We start from the raw sequence: 19,411 nt of genomic DNA on the forward strand, positions 1-19,411 counted from the left end.
AAAAAACGCCATCGATTGCTCGATGGCGTTTTGCTGGGTGCCGAAGCGGCCGGAAGACCTGCTTACTTGAACATCAGGCGCAGCGAATCCCAGGCACGGCCGATGAAGCCGGCCGGACCCACCGATTCCAGGGCCACTACCGGCAGTTCTGCCACGGTCTTGTCATCGATGGTCACCTTCAGGGTACCGATCTTGGCGTTTTCCGAGATCGGAGCGATCAGCGGATCGTTGCGATCCAGCTTGGTCTTGACCTTGTCGGCGCTGCCCTTGGGGATGGTGATATAGACATCGTTCTTGAAGCCGACCTTGATCTTGCCCTGCGAACCCTTCCATACGTCAGGCGTATCAACCGGCTGGCCCTTGGCGTACAGCTTGACGGCGTCGAAGTTCTGGAAGCCCCAGTTCAGCAGCTTCTGGCTTTCCTGGGTACGGACCTGGTCGGAGACGGTACCGATCACCACCGAGATCAGGCGGCGCTCGCCGTTGGGCACCGGGCGGTGGGCCGAGGTGATCAGCGAATAGCCGGCGCTGGAAGTGTGACCGGTCTTCATGCCGTCCACCGTCGGGTCCAGCCACAGCAGGCGGTTGCGGTTGGGCTGGGTGATGTTGTTGTAGGTGAACTTCTTGACCGAGTAGTAGCGCTTGTAATAGTCGGGGAAGTCGTTGATCAGGTTGCGGCACAGGATCGCCAGGTCGCGCGCGGTGGTATAGGTGTCCGCGCTGGGCAGGCCGTGCGGGTTGCTGAAGTGGGTATTGGTCAGGCCCTGGCGCTGGGCTTCGCGGTTCATCAGCTGCACGAAGGCGTCTTCGGTGCCGGAAACCGCTTCGGCCACGGCCACGGCGGCATCATTGCCGGAGACCGAGATCAGGCCGTACAGCAGGTTGTCGATGGAAACCGGCTTGTTGGGCTCGATGAACATCTTGGAGCTGCTCGGGTCGACCTTCCAGGCGTTGACCGAGACGCTGACTTCCTGTTCCAGGCTCAGGCGCTTGTCACGCAGGGCGGCAAAGGCCAGGTAGGCGGTCATGAGCTTGGTCAGCGAGGCTGGCTCCACGCGGGTGTCCGGATCGGCGGAGGCGATCACCTGGTTGGCCGAGGCATCCAGCAGCAGCCAGCTCTTGGCAGCCACGGTAGGCGGCGGCAGACTCTGGGCGGAAGCGGTAAGGGCGGAAACGGAAAGGACGGTTGCGGCGAGCGCCGCGAGAAGCTTTTTCATCGGTGCCTAAGAAAAATTGCCAGCACGGGGGGACATCGTAGCTGTTGGTTTGAAAAGAGAGTAAGGCAGGGCAGGCTCAGTGTGAGGTGGCAGCGTGGCGAAGGCGCCGAGGACACCGGGCCGGCTGCACGCACTGAATTATAAACGTCATGTGGCTTCGTTCCCAATTGAATGGATCTTCACCCCGAAAATCCCCTCACGAAACCGGCATGGCGCCCTGTGCTTCACAGCGCCGCCGTGCCTTCGGGCCGTCGCTGAAAACGCTCAGGCCTGAAGCTGCGCCGGGCGGCGATGCCAGCTTTCGACCACGACGTTTTTGATATGTTGCAGCTTGCGGTGAAAAAAGTGGTCCGATCCCGGAATGACGACTACCGGCAGTTCCTGCGGGCGGGCCCAGTCCAGTACGGCGGTCAGGGGAATGGTGTCGTCCTGCTCGCCGTGGATCAGGATGGTATTGGCCGGAGCCGGTGGCATGGGCCACTTGCCGGCGGCGGTGCCGACCAGCACCAGGCGCTCCGCGGCCGAGCCCGCGTCCTGTTGCAGCAGGCGCTGCTGCAGTTGGGCCTGGACGAAGGTACCGAAGGAAAATCCGCCCAGCGCCAGCGGCAGGTCCGGGTACTGGCTGCGCATGTGTTGCAGCAGCAGGGCCATGTCGTCGGTCTCGCCGCCGCCATGGTCGTGCACGCCTTCGGACTTGCCCACGCCACGGAAATTCATGCGTACCGACACATAGCCCAGCGCCAGGAAGGTGCGGGCCAGGGTTTGTGCGACCTTGTTGTCCATGGTTCCGCCATACAGCGGGTGGGGATGGGCCACCAGGGCCAGGCCGACCGGGGCGGCGAAGAGTTCGGGGTCAGGCAGGTCGAGTGCGCATTCGAGCTGGCCGACGGCGCCTGCGATCATGAAATTCTGGGTGTGTGCGTTCATGGCTTGCTGAAAACTGTGATGGAGCGTGCTGCTAGATCTTGAGGCGGTCGACCACCTTGCCACCGACGATGTGGCTGTCGATGATCTCGTCGATGTCCTGGTTGTCGACGTAGGTGTACCAGGTGCCCTGCGGATAGATCACCACCACCGGGCCTTCTTCGCAGCGTTCCAGGCAGCCGGCCTTGTTGATGCGGACCTTGCCGGGTGCCGACAGGCCCAGTTGCTTGATGCGTTTCTTGGCGTGTTCCTGGGCTGCCTGGGCGCCCTTGTCGGCACAGCAGGTGCGCTCGCCCGGCTTGCGCTGGTTCAGGCAGAAGAAGACGTGGTGTTCGTAGTAGGGTTGATCGCTCATGGATGAAGACCTCTGGACAGTGGCGACGCTGCCGGCGCGGGCCGGCAAAGCGTCAATGATACACCCCGCTCAGACTTGCCTGCGGTGCACCGGGTGGAACAGGAACCAGATCGCCAGGAAGGGCCACAGGACCGACAGGAACTGGGCGGCGCCATCGAAGTTGAGGAACTTGCCCTGTACCCAGGTCTCCAGCGTGGAGAGGTAGTAGGGGTTGGCCGGTACCGCATTGGTCGCCACCAGGCTCAGGATCAGCGCCAGTGCGGCGACGCGTCGCTGTGCCGTGGGGGGCGCCCAGGTCAGGCCGGCGATCATCAGGGTGCCCAGCATGATCCCGCCCACGGCGCTGGGCGAAATCCAGATGAAGGCATTCTGCGGCGCGAAGAACAGCGCGCAGGCCAGCGACTTGGCCGCGATGCAGGCCAGCAGGTACAGCGCCACCAGGCGCCGCCGTGGCGCCTGCCTGCGCAACAGCAGCAGGAACAGCAAGGCGGCCCCGGTCAGGCCGCAGGCGGTGACGATGACGTCGGCCAGCCAGTATTGCTCGGCACTGAGCTGGGCGCTGTTGAGCCAGGTGGTGGCCAGGTCGATGGGGGTATCGAGCAGGTCGGAAAAGAAGGCCGACAAGGGGGGCACCAGATGACCCAGGCCGAACAGGTGGTTCTGGGGATAGATCAGCGCCAGCGGCCACAGGCCCGCCACCGCCAGTCCGCGGCTGGCTTCACCCGAGAACCAGCGCCGCCGCACCAGCAGGAAGCGGCTCTCGTGCAGGAAATAGCGGCTGCAGAGCGCCCCCAGGACGGCGCCCAGCGCGGCCCCGGCGGAGTTGGTCAAGAGATCGAGGTTGGAGGGTACCCGGGTCGGCAGGTAGGTCTGCACCGCCTCCATGCAGGCCGACAGCAGCACCCCGCCCAGCATGGCCGGCCATACGGCCCACCACGGCCGGATGCGCGGATACATGGCCAGCACCAGCAACGCTCCCAGGGGCGCGTAGCCGGCGACATTGGTCCAGACGTCGAAGGCGGTCCAGTAATAGGGTAGCCGCGCGCCCAGGTAGTCGAAGGGTTTGATGCCCATGTCGCGCCAGCCGCTGAAGGGGTACCAGCTGGCGTAGACGATCAGCAGGGCATAGACCAGCAGGCTGACCCGCGCAAAGGAAGACGCGGTCGGCGCAGCAGGAGCGCGGGTGCGGTTGGCCTCGCTGTTGGCGGCGGAATCGGTTGGAGCTGGCATGCGCCAGAGGGTAACCGATTTCGCGGGCCGCCGCCCCTGCCGTCCCTACTGCCCCTGGCCCGCCGCGCGGACACTGTCTGCCGGTACAATGCGCGCTATGACCCTGACTTTTCCCATGCCCGCCGAATCGGAATCGGCGCCGCTGGTGCGTCCCGAGCGCATCGGCATGTTGCTGGCCGGTTCCGACCGCGATGGCCAGCAACGCATCGACGTCGAGGCCGTGGCCCAGACCGGTTCCACCAACGTCGACCTGATGCAGCGTTTGAGCAGCCTGCAACGCCCTCTGTTGCTGGTGGCGGACCGCCAGACCGCTGGTCGCGGCCGCGCCGGCCGTCCCTGGCGCGCGGCTCCCGAGGATTCGCTGACCTTTTCGCTGGCCTGGCGCCTGCAGCGCCCCACGCATGCGCTGCTGGGTCTGCCGCTGGCCATCGGCGTGGCGCTGGCCGAGGCGCTCGAAGTGTTCGGCGTGCGCCCGCAGCTGAAATGGCCCAATGACGTGCTGCGCGACGGCGCCAAGCTGGCCGGCATCCTCATCGAGACCGCTTCCGACGGTGGGCGCGGTGACGCCACCTGGGCGGTGATCGGCATCGGTATCAACCTGGCCGTGCCGGCGGGCCTGGCCGACGAGCTGCAGCGCCCGGTGGGGGCAGCGACCGAATTGCAGAAGGCGCCCCGCGAGACGGTGCTGGCCATCATCGCCAGCGCCCTGGCCGGCGTGCTGGAGGAGTTCGAACAACGTGGCTTCGGTGCCTTCGTCAAGCGCTGGGAAGCCTTCCACGCCTACGCCGGACAGGCCGTCAAGATCGTCGACAACGGTCGCGTGGTCCATGAGGGGACTGCCGTCGGCGTGGACATGATGGGCCGCTTCCTGATGGATACCGAGCTGGGCCAGGTCGAGGTGCTGGCCGGTGACCTGTCGTTGCGCCTGCAGGACGGATGATGCTGCTGATCGACGCCGGCAATACCCGTATCAAGTGGGCCCTGTCCAGCGTGGACAAGGCCGTGACGGGCGGCTGGCTGCAGCAGGGCGCGGTCGGGCGTGCCGACGTGGCCACGCTGTTGCAGGCCTGGTCGGGCCTGGTGGTGCCGGCTGCAGGAATGCAGGTATGCGTCTCCAACGTGGCCGGCCCGGCATTGCGGGACAGCCTGCAGGCCATCTTGCAGGAGGCTTTCGGGCCACGCGCCATCGTCGAATGGTTTGCCTCCACCGCCGAGCGTGCCGGCGTACGCAACGGCTATCGCCATCCCGGCCAACTCGGTTGTGACCGTTTCGCCGCCGCCATCGGCGCGCGCGCGCTGTTTCCCGACGAGGAATTGCTGGTGGTCACCTGTGGCACGGCCACGACCATCGACGTGCTCAGTGCCACTGGTGTGTTCGAGGGCGGCATGATCCTGCCTGGCTTCGGCACCATGGCCACCTCGCTGGCGCTGAACACCGCGCAACTGCCACGCATCGATGGCGCGGCACCGCCCGAGAAGGTGTTTGCCGACAATACGGTGGACGCCATCGTTTCCGGTTGCATCGCCGCCCAGGTCGGGGCGATCGAACATGCGCTGGCGCAACGCCAGCTGGCGCGACCCCGGGCGCGGGTGCGCTGTCTGCTGTCCGGTGGGGCCGGCGTGCTGCTGGCGCCTTACCTGCGGCTGGGCGATACGGCGCTGGAAAAAGTGGATAATCTGGTCCTGCTCGGCCTGCAGACGGCCATGAACCATGGGCGTTGAAGCCAGTCCATCGACTCAGGCAGATCAACCAAGGCAAGCAAAGACAAGGAAAGACAAGGCACGGATGAAGCTGAAACTGCTTTTTTGGCTATTGCTGGTCGGTAACGTGGTCCTGTTCGGCTTGCCGCGTGGCTATTTCGGCGCCAGCGCGACCGAACGACGCGAGCCGCAGCGCCTGACCGAGCAATTGCATCCCGAGCTGTTGAGCGTGCTGCCGGCCAATAGCGAGAAGCTGGCCTCCCAGCTGCGGGCGCAGCCGGCGCCCGGCGCGCCTGCCAGCGCCGAGGGGGCGCCCGCCGCAGCACCCGCTGCTGCCGCCACGCCTGCTGCAGGTGATCCTGCCGCCGCTGCGCAAGCGATGTCGGCGGGGCCGGCCACCCCAGCCACCCCAGCCACCCCAGCCACGACGGCGCCCCAGGTCGCTGCCGTCACCCCGTCCTGTACCGAGGTCGGCAACTTCACGGCTGCCGATGCCCGTCGCTTCTCGGCCCAGCTGGCCAGCCTCAACCTGGGTGACAAGGTGGTCCAGAAGCTGACCCAGGATGTGACCAGCCACATGGTCTACATCCCCCCGCAGGATGGCCGCGAGGGAGCCGACCGGCGTATCGCCGAGCTGCGTCGCCTGGGCATCGGCGACTTCTACGTCATTCCTGACAGTTTCCCCAACCCGGCATTGCGCTCGGGCGTTTCGCTGGGCATCTTCCGCACCGAGGAGGCGGCCAAGGCCTATGTCAGCCAGCTGATCTCGCGCGGGGTGCGCAGCGCCCGCATCATTGCGCGCCGCTCCGGGGCTGGCAAGCAGGTGTTCCAGTTGCGTGATCTGACACCGGAGGCGCGCAGCGCCCTGGACAACATCAAGAGCGCTTTCCCGGACCAGGAAATCCGCGGCTGCAGCGCCTGAAGGCGGCGGCGTTGTCTGGATCGGACACGCCGCATGTTGCGCTGCGAAGCCGGGCGGCTTTCCATGTAAAATCCCGTCCCTAACCTTTACCCGTCACCCATCCCTCATCGCATCGACAGGACATTGCCATGACCACCGACCTGACCAACGTAGCCCCCCAGATCAAAGCCGAAATCCTGGCCGAGGCGCTGCCGTATATCCGTAAATTTCACGGCAAGACCATCGTGGTCAAGTACGGTGGCAATGCGATGACCGAGGAAAGCCTCAAGCACGGCTTCGCCCGTGACGTGATCCTGTTGAAGCTGGTCGGCATGAATCCGGTGGTGGTCCACGGTGGCGGCCCGCAGATCGATGCGGCACTCAAGAAGATCGGCAAGCAGGGGACCTTCGTGCAGGGCATGCGCATCACCGACGAAGAGACCATGGAAGTGGTGGAATGGGTGCTGGGCGGCGAAGTGCAGCAGGACATCGTGATGCTGATCAATCACTATGGTGGCCAGGCGGTGGGCCTGACCGGCAAGGACGGCGGCCTGATCCGCGCACGCAAGATGCAGATGCCGGACAAGGAGCATCCGGGCCAGTTCCTGGACATCGGCTACGTGGGCGAGATCGAGGCGATCAACCCGGCGGTGGTCAAGGCGCTGCAGGACGATGCCTTCATCCCCATCATCTCGCCCATCGGTTTCGGTGACGACGGCCAGGCCTACAACATCAATGCCGACGTGGTGGCCGGCAAGATCGCCGAGATCCTGCACGCCGAAAAGCTGATCATGATGACCAACATCGCCGGTGTCCAGGACAAGGCAGGCAATCTGCTGACCGACCTGTCGGCCCGCGAGATCGACGAGATGTTCGCCGACGGCACCATTTCCGGCGGCATGCTGCCCAAGATTTCCTCGGCCCTGGATGCGGCCAAGTCGGGCGTGAACACGGTGCACATCATCGACGGTCGCATCGAACACTCGCTGCTGCTGGAAGTGCTGACCGAGCAGGCCTTCGGGACCATGATCCGCTCGCACTGATACCGCGTCGGGTAGTCGGCAGCACAAAAAATGGATGAGCATGCTCATCCATTTTTTTATGCCCGCCGGTCAAGGCGTGGTACAGCTCAATAGAGTTGTTTGACCTGCAATCCCGTTTTCTTCAGCAAGAGCGGCACGCTATCCGGTCCCACCAGGTGCAGGATGCCGATCGCCGCCACGGCGCCGTCATGCTGGCGCAGCAGGTCGGCCACGCCCTTGGCCAGCCCGGGATTGCGTTGCTGGAGCAGGGTCTTGAGCGTAAAGCGGGTGGCGAAGCTGTCATCCTGCCGCATGTCCTTGAGCGCTGTGGCGAAGCCGGCGCTGTCAGCGTGACGCCAGGCGGTCACCAGCAGGTCGAGCTTGCGGCTCAGGGCGGCGTCATTCAGTTCCCGCAGGGTATCGGCCAGGAATTCGGCCTGTTGTGCTTCGGTAAGCTGGCTGAAGAGGCTCATCTGGCGGTCCGCGCTCTCCAGTTCGACTACCTCGCCACCGTGGGCACGCACGGCGTGGGCCAGATGGCTGTCCACGGCCAGGTCGGTGCGGTAACCGTGGCGCCCGTATTCCTGCACCGTCAGGGCCATGGCCAGCATCCATGGACGCATGTGCTGCACGGCCTGCAGCGGCAGGCCCAGACGTTCCAGCGTGGCAAGCGTGCGCTGCGCCAGGGCGGGATCGAGGTGGTCCTGGAGGCGCTGACCGTCAGGGTAGAGGGCATAGCGCTGCACGGCGTTCTGCATCGCGGCGCCATTGTCCGGGTCCAGTTCCAGCGCCAGCACGGGGGCGGCAGACAGGGCGCGGGTCAGGCGCGGTTCCAGCGGATAGAAATCGGGCGCACCCACGTGGATGGTGCCGAACAGCAGCAGGGAATGGCGACCATCGGAGACCTGATACAGCGCGCCGCGCGGCGGGATACTGCTTTGCCCCTCGGCGGCGGTGGCCGCATGGGCGGGGAGGGAGAAGTTAAAGCAGGACAGCCAGGTCAAACTCACTATAATCACCCGTTGCATCAATCCGTTCACTGCTGGCCTTTCTTTGCTGAAGGTGCGTCCATGCCTGCTGGCAGGCGCGCCGGTCCGATTTATGGCGTCCAATACTACACCGCTCTGGCTGTTCGACCTCGACAACACCCTGCACAACGCCTCGCACGCGATCTTCCCGGCCATCAACACCAACATGAACCGCATCATCCAGCGGGTGCTGGAGAACGACGGGCAGCCCAGCGACGAGGCGGCGGTGAACTATCTGCGCCGGCATTACTGGAAACTGTACGGCGCCACCCTGCTGGGCCTGGTGCGCCATCACGGCATGGATATCGACGAGTTCCTGCACGAGGCACACCTCTTCGATGACCTGCCCGGCATGGTCCGTGCCGAGCGTGGCATCGGCCGCTGGCTGCAGCAACTGCCGGGCCGCAAGATCCTGCTCACCAATGCGCCCCGTCGCTATTCACGCGAACTGGTGCGGCATCTGGGGCTGCACCGCCATTTCTCGCACCACATTTCCATCGAGAGCATGCACGTGCATCGCCAGTTGCGGCCCAAACCTTCGCGGCTGATGCTGCGCAAGCTGCTGGCGCGTCACAAGATCGCGCCGCGTCGCTGCATCCTGGTCGAGGACACCGTAGATAACCTGAAAAGTGCCCGTGAACTTGGTGTGCGCACCGCCTGGGTGACCCAGTACCTGCGCGGCAGCCAGGCGCTTCTGGGACATATGGGGGGACAGCGCGCCTTGAGCCGCTTACCGGGTTTTGTTGATGTGAAGGTTCGTTCAGTGCGGCAATTGCCGCGCCGGCTGGCGGCGCTGGGAGCCTTGCGCTAGGCGAGGATGGGGTTGCTGGGTTGCTGAGTGGCCGGGGTGACCTTAGTCGGCGCAATCGGCGCACCAGCCCTTGATGGTCAGCTCCACTTCGTGGCTCTGGAAACCCTTGCCCAATGTCTTGCGCAGGGCTGACTGCAATTGTGCGGCGGTGGAACGATGCCGGTCGGCATCGGGCAGGACGGTCGCCAGGAAATCGGTGCCATCGCTGGCATCCAGGCAGAACACGCGGTGGCAGCGGGTGCACTTGAAATGGCCGTGCTGGTGTTGCTTGCCATGGGAGTGGTCGTGCAGGCCGTGCTCGGGATGATCGGCACCGGCGCTGTAGCGGAAGATCCGGTCATCGCTGGAAATCTTGTGCGCCAGGCCGGCCTCGGTCAGGCAATCCAGGGCGCGGTAGAGCGTGACCCGGTCCATGTCGGCGAAGCGATCCTGGATATCCTGGTGTGACGCCGCACTGCGGGTTTCCAGCAATGCCCCCAGCACATTCACGCGGGCCTGTGTCACCCGCACGCCGGCTTCGCGCAGTTGCGCCTCGGCCAGCGCCGTCACGGTCGCGGCTTGCGCGCTGGTGCTGGCGGAGGAGTGGTCGGCGGCTTTGGCTTTCATGGTCGGCATCGGCTGGAACGTTCGAGGAGCCAGGTCACTGGCGGAGAAACTTGGCGGCGCAGCAAGCGCCGGTCATCTATTTTAGCCCATGCGGCGCTCACCCTCCCGCGCCGACAGCCTTAGCGGCGGTCGCGGCTAGTTGTTGTTGTCCTTGCCGCCCTTGCGCGCGCGCGGGTGGGCCTGGTCATAGACCTGGGCCAGGCGCTGGAAGTCCAGCGCGGTATAGACCTGGGTCGCGGTGATGGAGGCATGGCCCAGCATTTCCTGTACCGCACGCAGGTCGCCCGAGCTCTGCAGCACATGCGAGGCAAAGGAGTGCCGCAACATGTGGGGATGCACGTCGGACGCCATTGCCAGTCCCTTGCCATGCGCTTTCAAACGCAATTGCGTGACCCGGGGCGACATGCGGGCGCCCCGCTCGTTGAGGAAAAGTGCATGGCAGTCGGTGCCGCCATCGGCGCGCACCAGGCCGGCCCGCAGCGGCAGCCAGTCGCCGATGGCCTGCAGGGCGGCTTTTCCCACCGGCACCTTGCGCTTCTTGCCACCCTTGCCGGTGACGGTGACCTCGGCTTCGCCCAGGTCGATCCAGCCAGCGGACTCATAGCTGCCTGCGCCGATATCGGCCACATCGATGCCGACCAGTTCGGAGACGCGCAATCCGCTCGAATAGAGCAATTCGAACATGGCGCGGTTGCAGGCCGCCAGGGTGGAGTCGGGGTCGCGCCCCGGATCAGCCTGTGCGACCAGGCGCACGGCATCATCGGCGGCCAGCGCCTTGGGCAGGGGTTTGCTCTTCTTGGGGGGCTTGACGCCATCGACCGGGTTGGCCGGCAGTTCGATTTCCATCGACAACCATCCGAAGAAGCCGCGCCAGGCCGACAGCTTGCGCGAAATCGAGCGGGCATTCAGGCCGCGTGCATGCAGCCGGGCGGCGCATTTCCTGATCTGTACCTGGGTCACGCCGCGCAGGTCGAGCTCGGCAGTGGATGCGGCCGCGTCGTCGGCCGGTGCCAGCAGCGAGCGTAATTCCTGCAGGTCACGGCCGTAATTGTCCAGTGTATGAGGGGACAGCTTGCGCTGGGCGCGCAAAAAGGAAAGATAGTGGCCGATCAGGGCGGAGGCGGTGCCATCCATGGCGTCATCCTTCACATTGGCGGCGTGCGCAGAACGGAACGGGGCCGCTCTGCCAGGCGGTGCATCAGCGCAGCAGGCAGGCCAGTGCGGCGCTACCGGTTTCGCCGATACGGGTCAGGAAATCGGTCCCCATGTCGGAGGTGAAACGGCTCGGGTCCGGCGAGCCCAGTACCAGCAGGCCGAAGGCTTCCGGCGCTGCGCCCACGCGCAGTGGCAGGATGGCGACCGATTTCACCGAGTCGGCATCGTCCAGCCAGGTGGCCGCTTCGAATTCCTTGTTGGGACCGCAGAAGGGCGCCGACAGACCGTTGGCAAAGATGCGGGCGTCGTCCGAGACTTGCTGGGTGGCCCAGTTGTCGGCATGGGTTGGGCCCAGGTTCCACAGGCGCACGGTCACTTGCGGTACGTGGAAGATTTCCTGCAATTGGGTGACCAGCGTGCGCGGCAGGTCGGCGGCATCGCGCGTCAACAGCAGGGCGCGGCTCCAGGCCTGGAACTTGTTGGTGATCTCGTCGTTTTCCTGGGCGATGCGCATGAGGTCGGCCATGCGCAATTCCTGCACGCGGATCTTTTCGCGCAGGATTTCCATCTGCCGCTCCTGCAGCGAGACCGCGCGGCCCATCACCGGGCTGGTCAACTTGATGGTCGAAAGCAGCTCTGCATGCTCCTCGAAGAAATGAGGATGTTCCAGCAGGTAGTCGGCAATCAGGTTGGAATCCAGTTCGGAGGTCATCGTCGAGGGTCTGTGAGTGAGGTACCAGAGGCAGGCAAAAGATGGCGTGCCGGAAATATCGCGAGATTATCCTCGCTATCGGACATGCTGACAATCATCGCCGGCGCGGGCTGGCGGCCTTGCCTGCCATGGCGTGCAAAGCATGTCGGCGCGATAAGAAAAGGCAAGGGAAGGTAAAGGAAAGGTAAAAGAAAAAGGCCTGCATGATTGCTCATGCAGGCCTTTTTCGTTCCAGCTCAGGCTCAATTCAGGTTGAAACTGACACATTCATGCCAGTTTCAGATCCATGAATTAGAACTTGTGACGGATACCGGTGATGACAGCGGTTTGGCTGGCATCGGAACCGGTTGCGCCGCCGGTGACACCCGGGTTTTGGATGTCGGTAGCGCGCATGTTGGACACGAAGGCGTACAGGTCGGTACGCTTGGACAGCCAGTAGTCAGCACCCAGGCTGATCTGGGTCAGCTTGCCCTTGCCGTCAACGCCGTTGAAGGTCGCGCGGGAGTGGTCAACAGCTGCCAGCAGCTTCAGGGAAGGCGACAGGGAGTAGGCGGTACCGACTTCATAGGTATCAACCTTCTGTGCGTTGCCCAGGGTTGCGGTAGCAACGGTCGGGGTGCCCTTCAGATCTTGCTTGACGCGAGAGTAGTTAGCGTACACGCGAGCGGCGCCGAACTGGTAGGAAGCCACAACGTTCAGGGCCTTCAGAGCGGTGTTGCCAGCGACGGCAGCAGCGGTGTTGGCGTTGCCGGTGGTGCCAGCAGCCGGGATCAGGCTGGTGTCAGACGGGGTCGAACCGGCCTTGGATTGGTAGTAGTTGATACCCAGACCCAGAGGACCGTTGTCGTACTTACCACCGATGCCGTAGGCTTGACCAGCGGAGGTCTTGCCAGCTTGTTCGCCGAAACCGTAGATCAGGTTACCGGTGAAGCCGCTCAGGTTGGTGGTGGTGTAGCTGATCGAGTTGTTGGTACGAACACCTTGCAGGCGGTTCAGGCCCGAACCCGAGTTGGAGACCACGCCGCCGAAGTCGTTAACAGCGGTGTAAGCGGAGATGGTGTCCGAGAAGTCGGTTTGACGACCCAGCAGAACGGTACCGAAGCCACCAGCCAGACCGACCACCGACTTGCGGCGGAACAGGTTGGAGGAGGTCACGGCGTCGGAGCCTTGCAGGCCGCCGTCGTCGTTGGTGAAGCCGGCTTCCAGGTTGAAGACTGCGGACAGACCGCCGCCCAGATCTTCAACGCCCTTGAAACCGATACGGGAACCTTGGATCACGCCAGAGTTGATGCCGAACTTGCTGCCGGTGCCACCGGTTGCGGTAGCGACCTTGCTGGAGTAAGCGATACCGGTATCAACGATACCGTAGATGGTGACGGAGCTTTGTGCTTGAGCAGCACCTGCGAACGCGCCGAGGACGGCCAGTGCCAGCAGAGATTTTTTCATTTGACATCCTTCTATAAAAATAGTCTTGAGGATCCGTACTTCTGGTCGGATGGTGAGACATTAAGGGTTCTCATTTGGCGTGGCCGCAGATTGGTCACGTGGAGGGAGGAATTTTGGTTGAAAGCGCCAAAGTGCTGTATGAGTGTTGTTTTTTTCAAACGCTTTCCACCCCGTCAATGCATGACAGGCAAATTTTGGAGCTCAGTTTGTCACTTATTAACGGCAAGTATTGTGCAAACTTGATCCGTATCGTCTCGTCAATACGTTTGTTGTCAAAAAGATGCATTCTGATAGTTTTTCGAGTCATTTTTAAAGAAATGTCGATTGTGGGGCATAATTTTGGCTTTCTGACCGGACGTGGAGGTCTGATGGCCAATCGCGAGGATCTTGCAATCATCCGCGCCGCGCGTGCTGGAGAGGCGCAGGCGCAATTGACGCTGGGCAAGCGTTACCTGTTTGGCGGCAATGGTTTGCCGCAAAGTGCAGGCACTGCCTTTCATTGGCTGGAGCGGGCGGCGCGCCAGGGGCTGGCCGATGCCTGGATGCTGATCGCCCAGCATATTCCCTACGAAGTCGTGGTGCCGTTGGCCAAGCCGCAGGAAGCTGCGCAATGGTACGAACGTGCATTCGACGCCGGCCTGACGCGCGCCGGGCTGGTGTTTGCGCGGCTGGTGCTGGATAACCCGGCCGTGACCGCCACCATCAGCGCCGAGTTGAAGCACAAGGCTATCCGCGCCCTGGAAGTGGTCGCCCGTGAGGGGGATCCGGACGCGCAGTGGCTATTAGCCCGGCAGGGCGAGCGCATGCTGGCTCCCGCCACTACAGCTTCTTCGAACACCATCCCTGCAGAAGCGCAGTCGCCCGAGCCGGCGGTCAAGGCCGAGGATCTGCATCAGTGGACGAAGAAAGCCGCCGACGCCGGCGTCGAACAAGCCCAGCACGCGCTGGCCGACGCGGCCTGGCGGCAATCTGACTTCGCCACCTTCCGCCAGCGGGCCCAGCCCCTGGCTGACGCCCTGTTGCGCCAGCACGAGAGCACGGTGGCGCAACTCAATGCCCCCTCCGAGGCCCTGGCGGCGGCGCTGGGCGCGCAGAACATCCAGCTGTTGCACCGCCTGGCCCAGGTACACATGGCCGACAAGCGTCCCGACCTGTTGCACGCCCAGCAATTGCTGGAACTGGCTGCGCTGGCCTGCGACCGTGATGCGCAGCTGGCCCTGGGTCTTTTATATGGACGTCTGGACCAGGCGGGCGTGCGGCGCTTCGCCGGCCAGGGTTCGGCCAACTACAAGAAGGCCATCCGCTGGCTCACCCTGGCGGGGGAGCAGGGTATGGCAGCGGCCTGGTATGTCCTGTCGCGTATCTATCTGAAGCCCGAGTTTTCGCAGCGCAATCTGGCTGACGTGCAGCATTACCTCGAGCGTGCTGCCGAGATGGGCCATGTGGAAGCCCAGGTCGAATGCGGCGTGGGCGCCTGGCGCAACCGCCGCGATGATCCGGGCAACGACGTGCGCGCCCTGTATTGGTTGCAGAAGGCTGCCACCCAGGGGGCGCAGCAGGCGCGGACCTTGCTGGACAAGGTCGCCGATCGCCCCCTGGCTGCCGAATGGGCGATGCGGGCGCGCGCGCAGCTCAGTCGCGAGCAGGTCAATGCGCATCCCTTCCTGGCGGCACGCATCGAACTGGCGGCCCTGTTCGGACTGACCCGGCCGGAAGCGCTGCTGATCGATCTGAAACAGGCCGATTGCGGCCACTGCCTGATGGTAGACATCCGCAGCCAGTATGCGCGCAGCAAGCGGCGCCTGATCCTGGTGGAGACGGGAGAGCAGCGCGGTACGCTCAATCGCATCGGACGCCTGTTCGAAGACATGGATTGCGGCCCCGCCGGTCCGGAAGGCAATTATCGTCAGCGGCTGTACCGCCTCAAGAGCGTGTTGCCGCAGGTGCAGGAGGACGACGAGGTGGAAGAACAGGATCTGGCTGCTTGAACCGCCGCGCCACGGCCTTGCAAGGTCGCAGGCAAATGAAAACGGCTTGCTGATGTGTTCAGCAAGCCGTTTTCATATGTGCATTAGATTGTCTCAGAGCTGATCCGGCAAATCGATCTCGCCTTCGAACACGGTCACCGCCGGTCCGGTCATCATCACCGGTTCGCCCGGGCCGGCCCAGGCAATGTTGAGCACGCCGCCATGGGTCTGCACCGCCACCGGGGAATCCAGCAGGCCGCGCCGGATACCAGCGACCACCGCGGCACAGGCGCCGGTGCCGCAAGCCAGCGTCTCGCCGGCACCGCGTTCATAGACACGCAGGTTGATGTGATGGCGATCGACCACCTGCATGAAGCCGGCATTGACGCGCTTGGGGAAGCGCGGGTGATGTTCGATCAGCGGACCGTCGGTCAGTACCGGCGCTGCTTCACTGTCATCGACCAGTTGCACCGCGTGCGGATTGCCCATCGACACCACCGAGATCCAGGTGGTCTTGCCGGCCACGTCCAGCGGCCACAGATTGTCTTCGGCCTCGCTGCGATGCTGCAGGCCATGGCTGTCGAAGGGAACATCGGCCGGGGTCAGGATGGGCGCGCCCATGTCCACGGTGATCTGGCCGTCGTCTTCCAGGCGCGGTTCGATCACGCCGGACATGGTTTCCACACGGATGGCGCGCTTGTCGGTGAGTCCCTTTTCAGTGACGAAGCGCACGAAGGCGCGCGCGCCATTGCCGCACTGCTCGACCTCGCCGCCATCGGCGTTATAGATGCGATAACGGAAATCGATGCCGGCACCCTGTGCTTTTTCCACCACCAGCATCTGGTCGGCACCGATGCCGAAGCGACGGTCGGCGATGAACTGCCACTGGGCGGGGGTCAGCGAAATGGCCTGGTTGACGGCGTCGAGGACGACGAAGTCGTTGCCGGCGCCATGCATCTTGGTAAATTTGATTTTCATGGACAGATTATAGGACGGCTGCTGGCCGTCGCGCTCGCTGCTCAGTCCGCGTCGCGTCCATAGACGTCCGGCTCGCCGGGCGGACGGGTCTTGAAGCGCTTGTGGGCCCAGAAGTATTCAGCCGGATGTTCGCGCACGCGTTCTTCGATGAAGGCATTCATGCGGCGCGTGGCGGCCACGATGTCCTCGCCCGGATAGTCGGTCCAGGCGGGGTAGTAGGTGGCTTTCCAGCCCTTGTAGTTGGGCAGGAAGGTGCAGACCACCGGCACCACTGCGGCACCGGTAGCCGCGGCGATACGGGCCGTGGCCGTGAGGGTGGCGGCGGGTACCCCGAAGAAAGGCACGAATTCGGCGTCGCGGATGCCGAAGTCCATGTCCGGCAACATCAGGAAGGGCAGGCCCTTGCGCATGGCGCGGATGATGGGTTTGACGCCCTGCTCGCGCGCCAGCAGGGTTGCTGGTCGGAAACGCAGGCGGCCCTTCAGCAACGCGCGGTCAATGACAGCATTGCGTTGCTTGGTATAGATGGTACAGGCCGAATATTCGGAGAACACGCCCAGGGTCGCGCCGGGAATTTCCAGGCAGACGAAATGCGGTGCCAGCAGGATGGTCGGGCCCTTGGCGAAGGTCTCCAGCGGCATGCCCGGGTCGACCTGGATCAGCCGGCGCAGACGCGATACCGGCGCCCACCAGAGGATGCCGCGTTCCAGTGCACTGCGGGCGAACAGGCGGAAATGCTCGCGGGCAATGCGTACGCGTTCTTCTTCGGTCTTCTCCGGGAAGCACAGGCGCAGGTTGGTCAGCGCGATATGGCGCCGGGGACGCATATAGATATAGAGCAGCGCGCCGATACCTTCGCCCAGGCGGCCGAGGATGGGCAGGGGCAACCAGTGCAGCAGCCACATGATGGCCAGGAGCAGTCTCATGACGATGCCTCCCCGGGGCGGGTCACGCCGGGCGGTGTCTTGTAGCGGTTGTAGCTCCAGATATATTGGGCCGGGCAGTGGGCGATCAGTTTTTCCATGGCGGCGTTGATGGCGCGGGCCTGTAGTACCGGCGTTTCGGGCAGTTCACCTTCAAATGGAACGAAGTGCACGGCAAAGCCGCGTCCCCAGGACAGTCGTTCCGCATAGGCCAGCAGCAAGGGCGCACCGCTCATCTGTTGCAGCTTGGCGGGCAAGGTCATGGTGTAGGCCGGCTTGCCGAAGAAGTCGGCCCAGACGCCTTCACCGTTTTGCGGTACCTGGTCCGGCAGCAGGCCGATGGCCTGGCCATTCTTCAGCGCCTTCAGCAGGATGCGTACGCCCGCCAGATTGGCCGGGGCCAGGTGCAGGTTGGCGCGGGCGCGGGCGCCCTCGATCAGGGGCTTCAGGGCAGCCTTGCGCGGGGGGCGGTAGAGGACACTCAGGCTGGTCTGGTGCGCCACCACCTGGGCCGAGATTTCGAAGCAACCCAGGTGCGGCGTGAGGAAAATGACACCGGACTTGGCCGCCAGCGCCTGCTCCACCAGATCCCAGTTGCGCAGGCGTGCCGTGCGCAGAACCCGGCGGGGCGAGGCGCACCAGATGAAGGGCAGCTCGAACATGCCCTTGCCCGCCTCGCCGATCGCCTTGAACAGGCTGGCGCGATGTCCGGCCAGGGCAATGTTGTTCTGCAGGCGGCGCCGATAGGATGGTGAGAGCAGGAACACCATCCAGCCCATTATCACGCCGATGGCATGCAGGACAGGCAAGGGCAGCAAGGACAGCAGGCGGAATAAAGAAACGAGCATACGTGCCGATAACGGTTGAGCGGGGCGCTTCCGCCGCCAAATTGCAGAAAATTGCAAGAGGCGTAAAATATCACAAGCCGTCGAGTTAATGACAACTTGCGAGACGGGGTACAAATTTCGCTAAAGCGTCGCAGGCACGACTGACGATGGGCCGCGACATTGCTAAATCGTTTTCAGTCAGAGGCTTGCATGTCCAACGAATATCTCTTCACTTCCGAATCCGTTTCCGAGGGTCATCCCGACAAGGTCGCCGACCAGATCTCGGACGCCATCCTGGATGCCATCTTCACCCAGGATCCGCAATCTCGCGTGGCCGCCGAAACCCTGTGCAACACCGGTCTGGTGGTGCTGGCCGGTGAAATCACCACCCGCGCCAATGTCGACTACATCGATGTGGCCCGCGAAACCATCAAGCGCATCGGCTACGACAATGCCGACTTCGGCATCGACTACAAGAGCTGCGCGGTGCTGGTCGCCTACGACAAGCAATCCCCCGACATCGCCCAGGGCGTCGATGAGGGCAAGGGAGTGGACCTGGAGCAGGGGGCCGGCGACCAGGGCCTGATGTTCGGCTACGCCTGCAACGAAACCCCGGAGCTGATGCCGGCTGCCATCTACTATGCGCACCGCATCGTGGAACGCCAGTCGCAACTGCGCAAGGACGGCCGCCTGCCCTGGCTGCGTCCGGACGCCAAGTCCCAGGTCACCCTGAAGTACGTGGACGGCAAGCCGGTCGCCATCGACACCGTGGTGCTGTCGACCCAGCATTCGCCCGAGATGGAGCAGAAGGCTATCCACGAAGCCGCCATCGAGGAAATCATCAAGCCGGTGCTGCCGGCCGAATGGCTCAAGAACACCCGCTACCTGATCAACCCCACCGGCCGCTTCGTCATCGGCGGCCCGCAGGGTGACTGCGGCCTGACCGGCCGCAAGATCATCGTCGATACCTACGGCGGTGCAGCCCCCCACGGCGGTGGCGCCTTCTCCGGCAAGGATCCGTCCAAGGTCGACCGTTCGGCCGCCTACGCCGGCCGTTACGTGGCCAAGAACATCGTCGCTGCCGGCCTGGCCGAGCGTTGCCAGATCCAGGTGTCCTACGCCATCGGCATTGCCAAGCCGACTTCGGTGATGGTGACCACCTTCGGCACCGGCAAGATCAGCGACGAAAAGCTGGCGCAACTGGTGACGGAACACTTCGACCTGCGCCCCAAGGGCATCGTGCAGATGCTGGACCTGCTGCGCCCGATCTACGCCAAGACCGCCGCCTATGGTCACTTCGGCCGCGAAGAGCCGGAATTCACCTGGGAGCGCACCGACAAGGTCGCCGCCCTGCGCGCGTCGGCCGGCCTGTAATACGCAGCCTGACGGCGCGGACCGGGCATTGACTAACGCCCGGCCCGCGCTACAATGCTGTTCCCGCGGATGAACAGCTTCATCCGCTGCCCGTACCGATGTCGGCATTGCGTCCGGTACGTCAATCCTCACAATGCCTCACCGCCGCAAGGAGCGTTGCGACAGGGACAACCCCTGCCAGGCTTGCAGCGATGAACAGGCGCACCGCGCCTGGCAACCGCGCTCACGTTACTT

19 protein-coding genes and 1 riboswitch are annotated in these 19,411 nt (G+C 64.1%); of the genes, 7 read left to right on the forward strand and 12 right to left on the reverse strand.

The features are described from left to right. Nucleotides 1–62: 62 nt before the first annotated feature. The 4 genes from HBH1_RS11150 to HBH1_RS11165 form a co-directional block, all read right to left on the reverse strand. The gene (locus HBH1_RS11150) at nt 63–1,217 is read right to left on the reverse strand and encodes a D-alanyl-D-alanine carboxypeptidase family protein (protein WP_039873826.1); all 1,155 of its coding nucleotides are present in this window, start codon (nt 1,215–1,217) and stop codon (nt 63–65) included. 264 nt (nt 1,218–1,481) lie between these two features. Next, complete coding sequence (locus HBH1_RS11155; protein ID WP_102662805.1) at nt 1,482–2,144, reverse strand: alpha/beta hydrolase; 663 nt, start codon at nt 2,142–2,144, stop codon at nt 1,482–1,484. Nucleotides 2,145–2,175: 31 nt separating this feature from the next. Continuing rightward, nucleotides 2,176–2,496, reverse strand: a complete 321-nt coding sequence (locus HBH1_RS11160) for a (2Fe-2S) ferredoxin domain-containing protein (RefSeq protein ID WP_102662806.1) — start codon at nt 2,494–2,496, stop codon at nt 2,176–2,178. Between the two features lie 69 nt (nt 2,497–2,565). Beyond that, nucleotides 2,566–3,726, reverse strand: coding sequence for a VanZ family protein (locus tag HBH1_RS11165; protein WP_102662807.1), 1,161 nt, complete (start codon nt 3,724–3,726; stop codon nt 2,566–2,568). Nucleotides 3,727–3,823: 97 nt separating this feature from the next. Between HBH1_RS11165 and HBH1_RS11170 the strand changes: the two genes are divergently transcribed. The 4 genes from HBH1_RS11170 (at nt 3,824) to argB (ending at nt 7,371) form a co-directional block, all read left to right on the forward strand. Further along, nucleotides 3,824–4,666, forward strand: a complete 843-nt coding sequence (locus HBH1_RS11170; protein WP_199181566.1) for a biotin--[acetyl-CoA-carboxylase] ligase — start codon at nt 3,824–3,826, stop codon at nt 4,664–4,666. Continuing rightward, nucleotides 4,663–5,448, forward strand: coding sequence for a type III pantothenate kinase (locus HBH1_RS11175; RefSeq protein ID WP_102662809.1), 786 nt, complete (start codon nt 4,663–4,665; stop codon nt 5,446–5,448). The genes HBH1_RS11170 and HBH1_RS11175 overlap by 4 nt, the downstream gene beginning before the upstream one ends. A gap of 64 nt (nt 5,449–5,512) precedes the next feature. Continuing rightward, nucleotides 5,513–6,349, forward strand: coding sequence for an SPOR domain-containing protein (locus HBH1_RS11180; RefSeq protein ID WP_102662810.1), 837 nt, complete (start codon nt 5,513–5,515; stop codon nt 6,347–6,349). A gap of 128 nt (nt 6,350–6,477) precedes the next feature. Continuing rightward, on the forward strand, nt 6,478–7,371 hold the full coding sequence (gene argB / locus HBH1_RS11185) for an acetylglutamate kinase (protein WP_006465160.1): 894 nt from the start codon (nt 6,478–6,480) through the stop codon (nt 7,369–7,371). An 86-nt stretch (nt 7,372–7,457) separates the two neighbouring features. Here argB and HBH1_RS11190 read toward each other — a convergent pair whose 3' ends face one another. Then, nucleotides 7,458–8,378, reverse strand: coding sequence for a TraB/GumN family protein (locus HBH1_RS11190; RefSeq protein ID WP_102662811.1), 921 nt, complete (start codon nt 8,376–8,378; stop codon nt 7,458–7,460). Nucleotides 8,379–8,451: 73 nt separating this feature from the next. Here HBH1_RS11190 and HBH1_RS11195 point away from each other — a divergent pair, with 73 nt between their 5' ends. Beyond that, the gene (locus HBH1_RS11195; RefSeq protein WP_077236202.1) at nt 8,452–9,189 is read left to right on the forward strand and encodes an HAD-IA family hydrolase; all 738 of its coding nucleotides are present in this window, start codon (nt 8,452–8,454) and stop codon (nt 9,187–9,189) included. A 42-nt stretch (nt 9,190–9,231) separates the two neighbouring features. On the opposite strand, the gene HBH1_RS11200 is transcribed toward HBH1_RS11195, so the two are convergent. The 4 genes from HBH1_RS11200 to HBH1_RS11215 form a co-directional block, all read right to left on the reverse strand. Continuing rightward, nucleotides 9,232–9,804 (reverse strand): Fur family transcriptional regulator, encoded by a 573-nt coding sequence (locus HBH1_RS11200; protein ID WP_006465157.1) that lies wholly within the window; start codon nt 9,802–9,804, stop codon nt 9,232–9,234. 126 nt (nt 9,805–9,930) lie between these two features. Continuing rightward, the gene (locus HBH1_RS11205; protein WP_102662812.1) at nt 9,931–10,929 is read right to left on the reverse strand and encodes a tyrosine recombinase XerC; all 999 of its coding nucleotides are present in this window, start codon (nt 10,927–10,929) and stop codon (nt 9,931–9,933) included. A gap of 64 nt (nt 10,930–10,993) precedes the next feature. Further along, nucleotides 10,994–11,662 (reverse strand): DUF484 family protein, encoded by a 669-nt coding sequence (locus HBH1_RS11210; protein WP_102662813.1) that lies wholly within the window; start codon nt 11,660–11,662, stop codon nt 10,994–10,996. A 291-nt stretch (nt 11,663–11,953) separates the two neighbouring features. After that, complete coding sequence (locus HBH1_RS11215) at nt 11,954–13,108, reverse strand: porin (RefSeq protein ID WP_102662814.1); 1,155 nt, start codon at nt 13,106–13,108, stop codon at nt 11,954–11,956. 368 nt (nt 13,109–13,476) lie between these two features. On the opposite strand from HBH1_RS11215, the gene HBH1_RS11220 reads away from it, so the two are divergent. Continuing rightward, a complete protein-coding gene (locus tag HBH1_RS11220) occupies nt 13,477–15,096 on the forward strand; it encodes a tetratricopeptide repeat protein (protein ID WP_102662815.1) in 1,620 nt (539 codons plus the stop codon). A gap of 93 nt (nt 15,097–15,189) precedes the next feature. On the opposite strand, the gene dapF is transcribed toward HBH1_RS11220, so the two are convergent. From dapF to HBH1_RS11235, 3 genes are read right to left on the reverse strand one after another with little or no spacing between them, the layout of a single operon-like run. Further along, nucleotides 15,190–16,053 (reverse strand): diaminopimelate epimerase, encoded by an 864-nt coding sequence (dapF, locus tag HBH1_RS11225; RefSeq protein ID WP_006465152.1) that lies wholly within the window; start codon nt 16,051–16,053, stop codon nt 15,190–15,192. A 41-nt stretch (nt 16,054–16,094) separates the two neighbouring features. After that, nucleotides 16,095–16,979: an LpxL/LpxP family acyltransferase gene (locus HBH1_RS11230; protein ID WP_077236195.1), complete on the reverse strand. Its 885-nt coding sequence runs from the start codon at nt 16,977–16,979 to the stop codon at nt 16,095–16,097. Next, complete coding sequence (locus HBH1_RS11235; protein ID WP_102662816.1) at nt 16,976–17,824, reverse strand: lysophospholipid acyltransferase family protein; 849 nt, start codon at nt 17,822–17,824, stop codon at nt 16,976–16,978. Before HBH1_RS11235 ends, HBH1_RS11230 begins: the two co-directional genes overlap by 4 nt. Before the next feature lie 189 nt (nt 17,825–18,013). Here HBH1_RS11235 and metK point away from each other — a divergent pair, with 189 nt between their 5' ends. After that, nucleotides 18,014–19,177, forward strand: coding sequence for a methionine adenosyltransferase (gene metK, locus HBH1_RS11240; RefSeq protein WP_102662817.1), 1,164 nt, complete (start codon nt 18,014–18,016; stop codon nt 19,175–19,177). A gap of 142 nt (nt 19,178–19,319) precedes the next feature. Next, nucleotides 19,320–19,409, forward strand: a riboswitch (S-adenosyl-L-homocysteine riboswitch). Nucleotides 19,410–19,411: the final 2 nt, after the last annotated feature.

Origin of the sequence: Herbaspirillum sp. BH-1, assembly GCF_002870055.1 — a bacterium.
GTDB lineage: Bacteria > Pseudomonadota > Gammaproteobacteria > Burkholderiales > Burkholderiaceae_D > Herbaspirillum > Herbaspirillum frisingense.

Excerpts from the sequence above, each read along its gene's own strand:
- HBH1_RS11205 (WP_102662812.1), bottom strand. The coding sequence starts at position 10,929 with ATGGATGGCACCGCCTCCGCCCTGATCGGCCACTATCTTTCCTTTTTG.
- HBH1_RS11195 (WP_077236202.1), top strand. The coding sequence starts at position 8,452 with ATGGCGTCCAATACTACACCGCTCTGGCTGTTCGACCTCGACAACACC.
- metK (WP_102662817.1), top strand. The coding sequence starts at position 18,014 with ATGTCCAACGAATATCTCTTCACTTCCGAATCCGTTTCCGAGGGTCAT.
- HBH1_RS11180 (WP_102662810.1), top strand. The coding sequence starts at position 5,513 with ATGAAGCTGAAACTGCTTTTTTGGCTATTGCTGGTCGGTAACGTGGTC.
- HBH1_RS11155 (WP_102662805.1), bottom strand. The coding sequence starts at position 2,144 with ATGAACGCACACACCCAGAATTTCATGATCGCAGGCGCCGTCGGCCAG.
- HBH1_RS11175 (WP_102662809.1), top strand. The coding sequence starts at position 4,663 with ATGATGCTGCTGATCGACGCCGGCAATACCCGTATCAAGTGGGCCCTG.
- HBH1_RS11215 (WP_102662814.1), bottom strand. The coding sequence starts at position 13,108 with ATGAAAAAATCTCTGCTGGCACTGGCCGTCCTCGGCGCGTTCGCAGGT.
- HBH1_RS11230 (WP_077236195.1), bottom strand. The coding sequence starts at position 16,979 with ATGAGACTGCTCCTGGCCATCATGTGGCTGCTGCACTGGTTGCCCCTG.
- HBH1_RS11220 (WP_102662815.1), top strand. The coding sequence starts at position 13,477 with ATGGCCAATCGCGAGGATCTTGCAATCATCCGCGCCGCGCGTGCTGGA.
- HBH1_RS11150 (WP_039873826.1), bottom strand. The coding sequence starts at position 1,217 with ATGAAAAAGCTTCTCGCGGCGCTCGCCGCAACCGTCCTTTCCGTTTCC.
- HBH1_RS11210 (WP_102662813.1), bottom strand. The coding sequence starts at position 11,662 with ATGACCTCCGAACTGGATTCCAACCTGATTGCCGACTACCTGCTGGAA.
- HBH1_RS11160 (WP_102662806.1), bottom strand. The coding sequence starts at position 2,496 with ATGAGCGATCAACCCTACTACGAACACCACGTCTTCTTCTGCCTGAAC.
- HBH1_RS11170 (WP_199181566.1), top strand. The coding sequence starts at position 3,824 with ATGACCCTGACTTTTCCCATGCCCGCCGAATCGGAATCGGCGCCGCTG.
- argB (WP_006465160.1), top strand. The coding sequence starts at position 6,478 with ATGACCACCGACCTGACCAACGTAGCCCCCCAGATCAAAGCCGAAATC.
- HBH1_RS11235 (WP_102662816.1), bottom strand. The coding sequence starts at position 17,824 with ATGCTCGTTTCTTTATTCCGCCTGCTGTCCTTGCTGCCCTTGCCTGTC.
- dapF (WP_006465152.1), bottom strand. The coding sequence starts at position 16,053 with ATGAAAATCAAATTTACCAAGATGCATGGCGCCGGCAACGACTTCGTC.
- HBH1_RS11200 (WP_006465157.1), bottom strand. The coding sequence starts at position 9,804 with ATGCCGACCATGAAAGCCAAAGCCGCCGACCACTCCTCCGCCAGCACC.
- HBH1_RS11190 (WP_102662811.1), bottom strand. The coding sequence starts at position 8,378 with ATGCAACGGGTGATTATAGTGAGTTTGACCTGGCTGTCCTGCTTTAAC.
- HBH1_RS11165 (WP_102662807.1), bottom strand. The coding sequence starts at position 3,726 with ATGCCAGCTCCAACCGATTCCGCCGCCAACAGCGAGGCCAACCGCACC.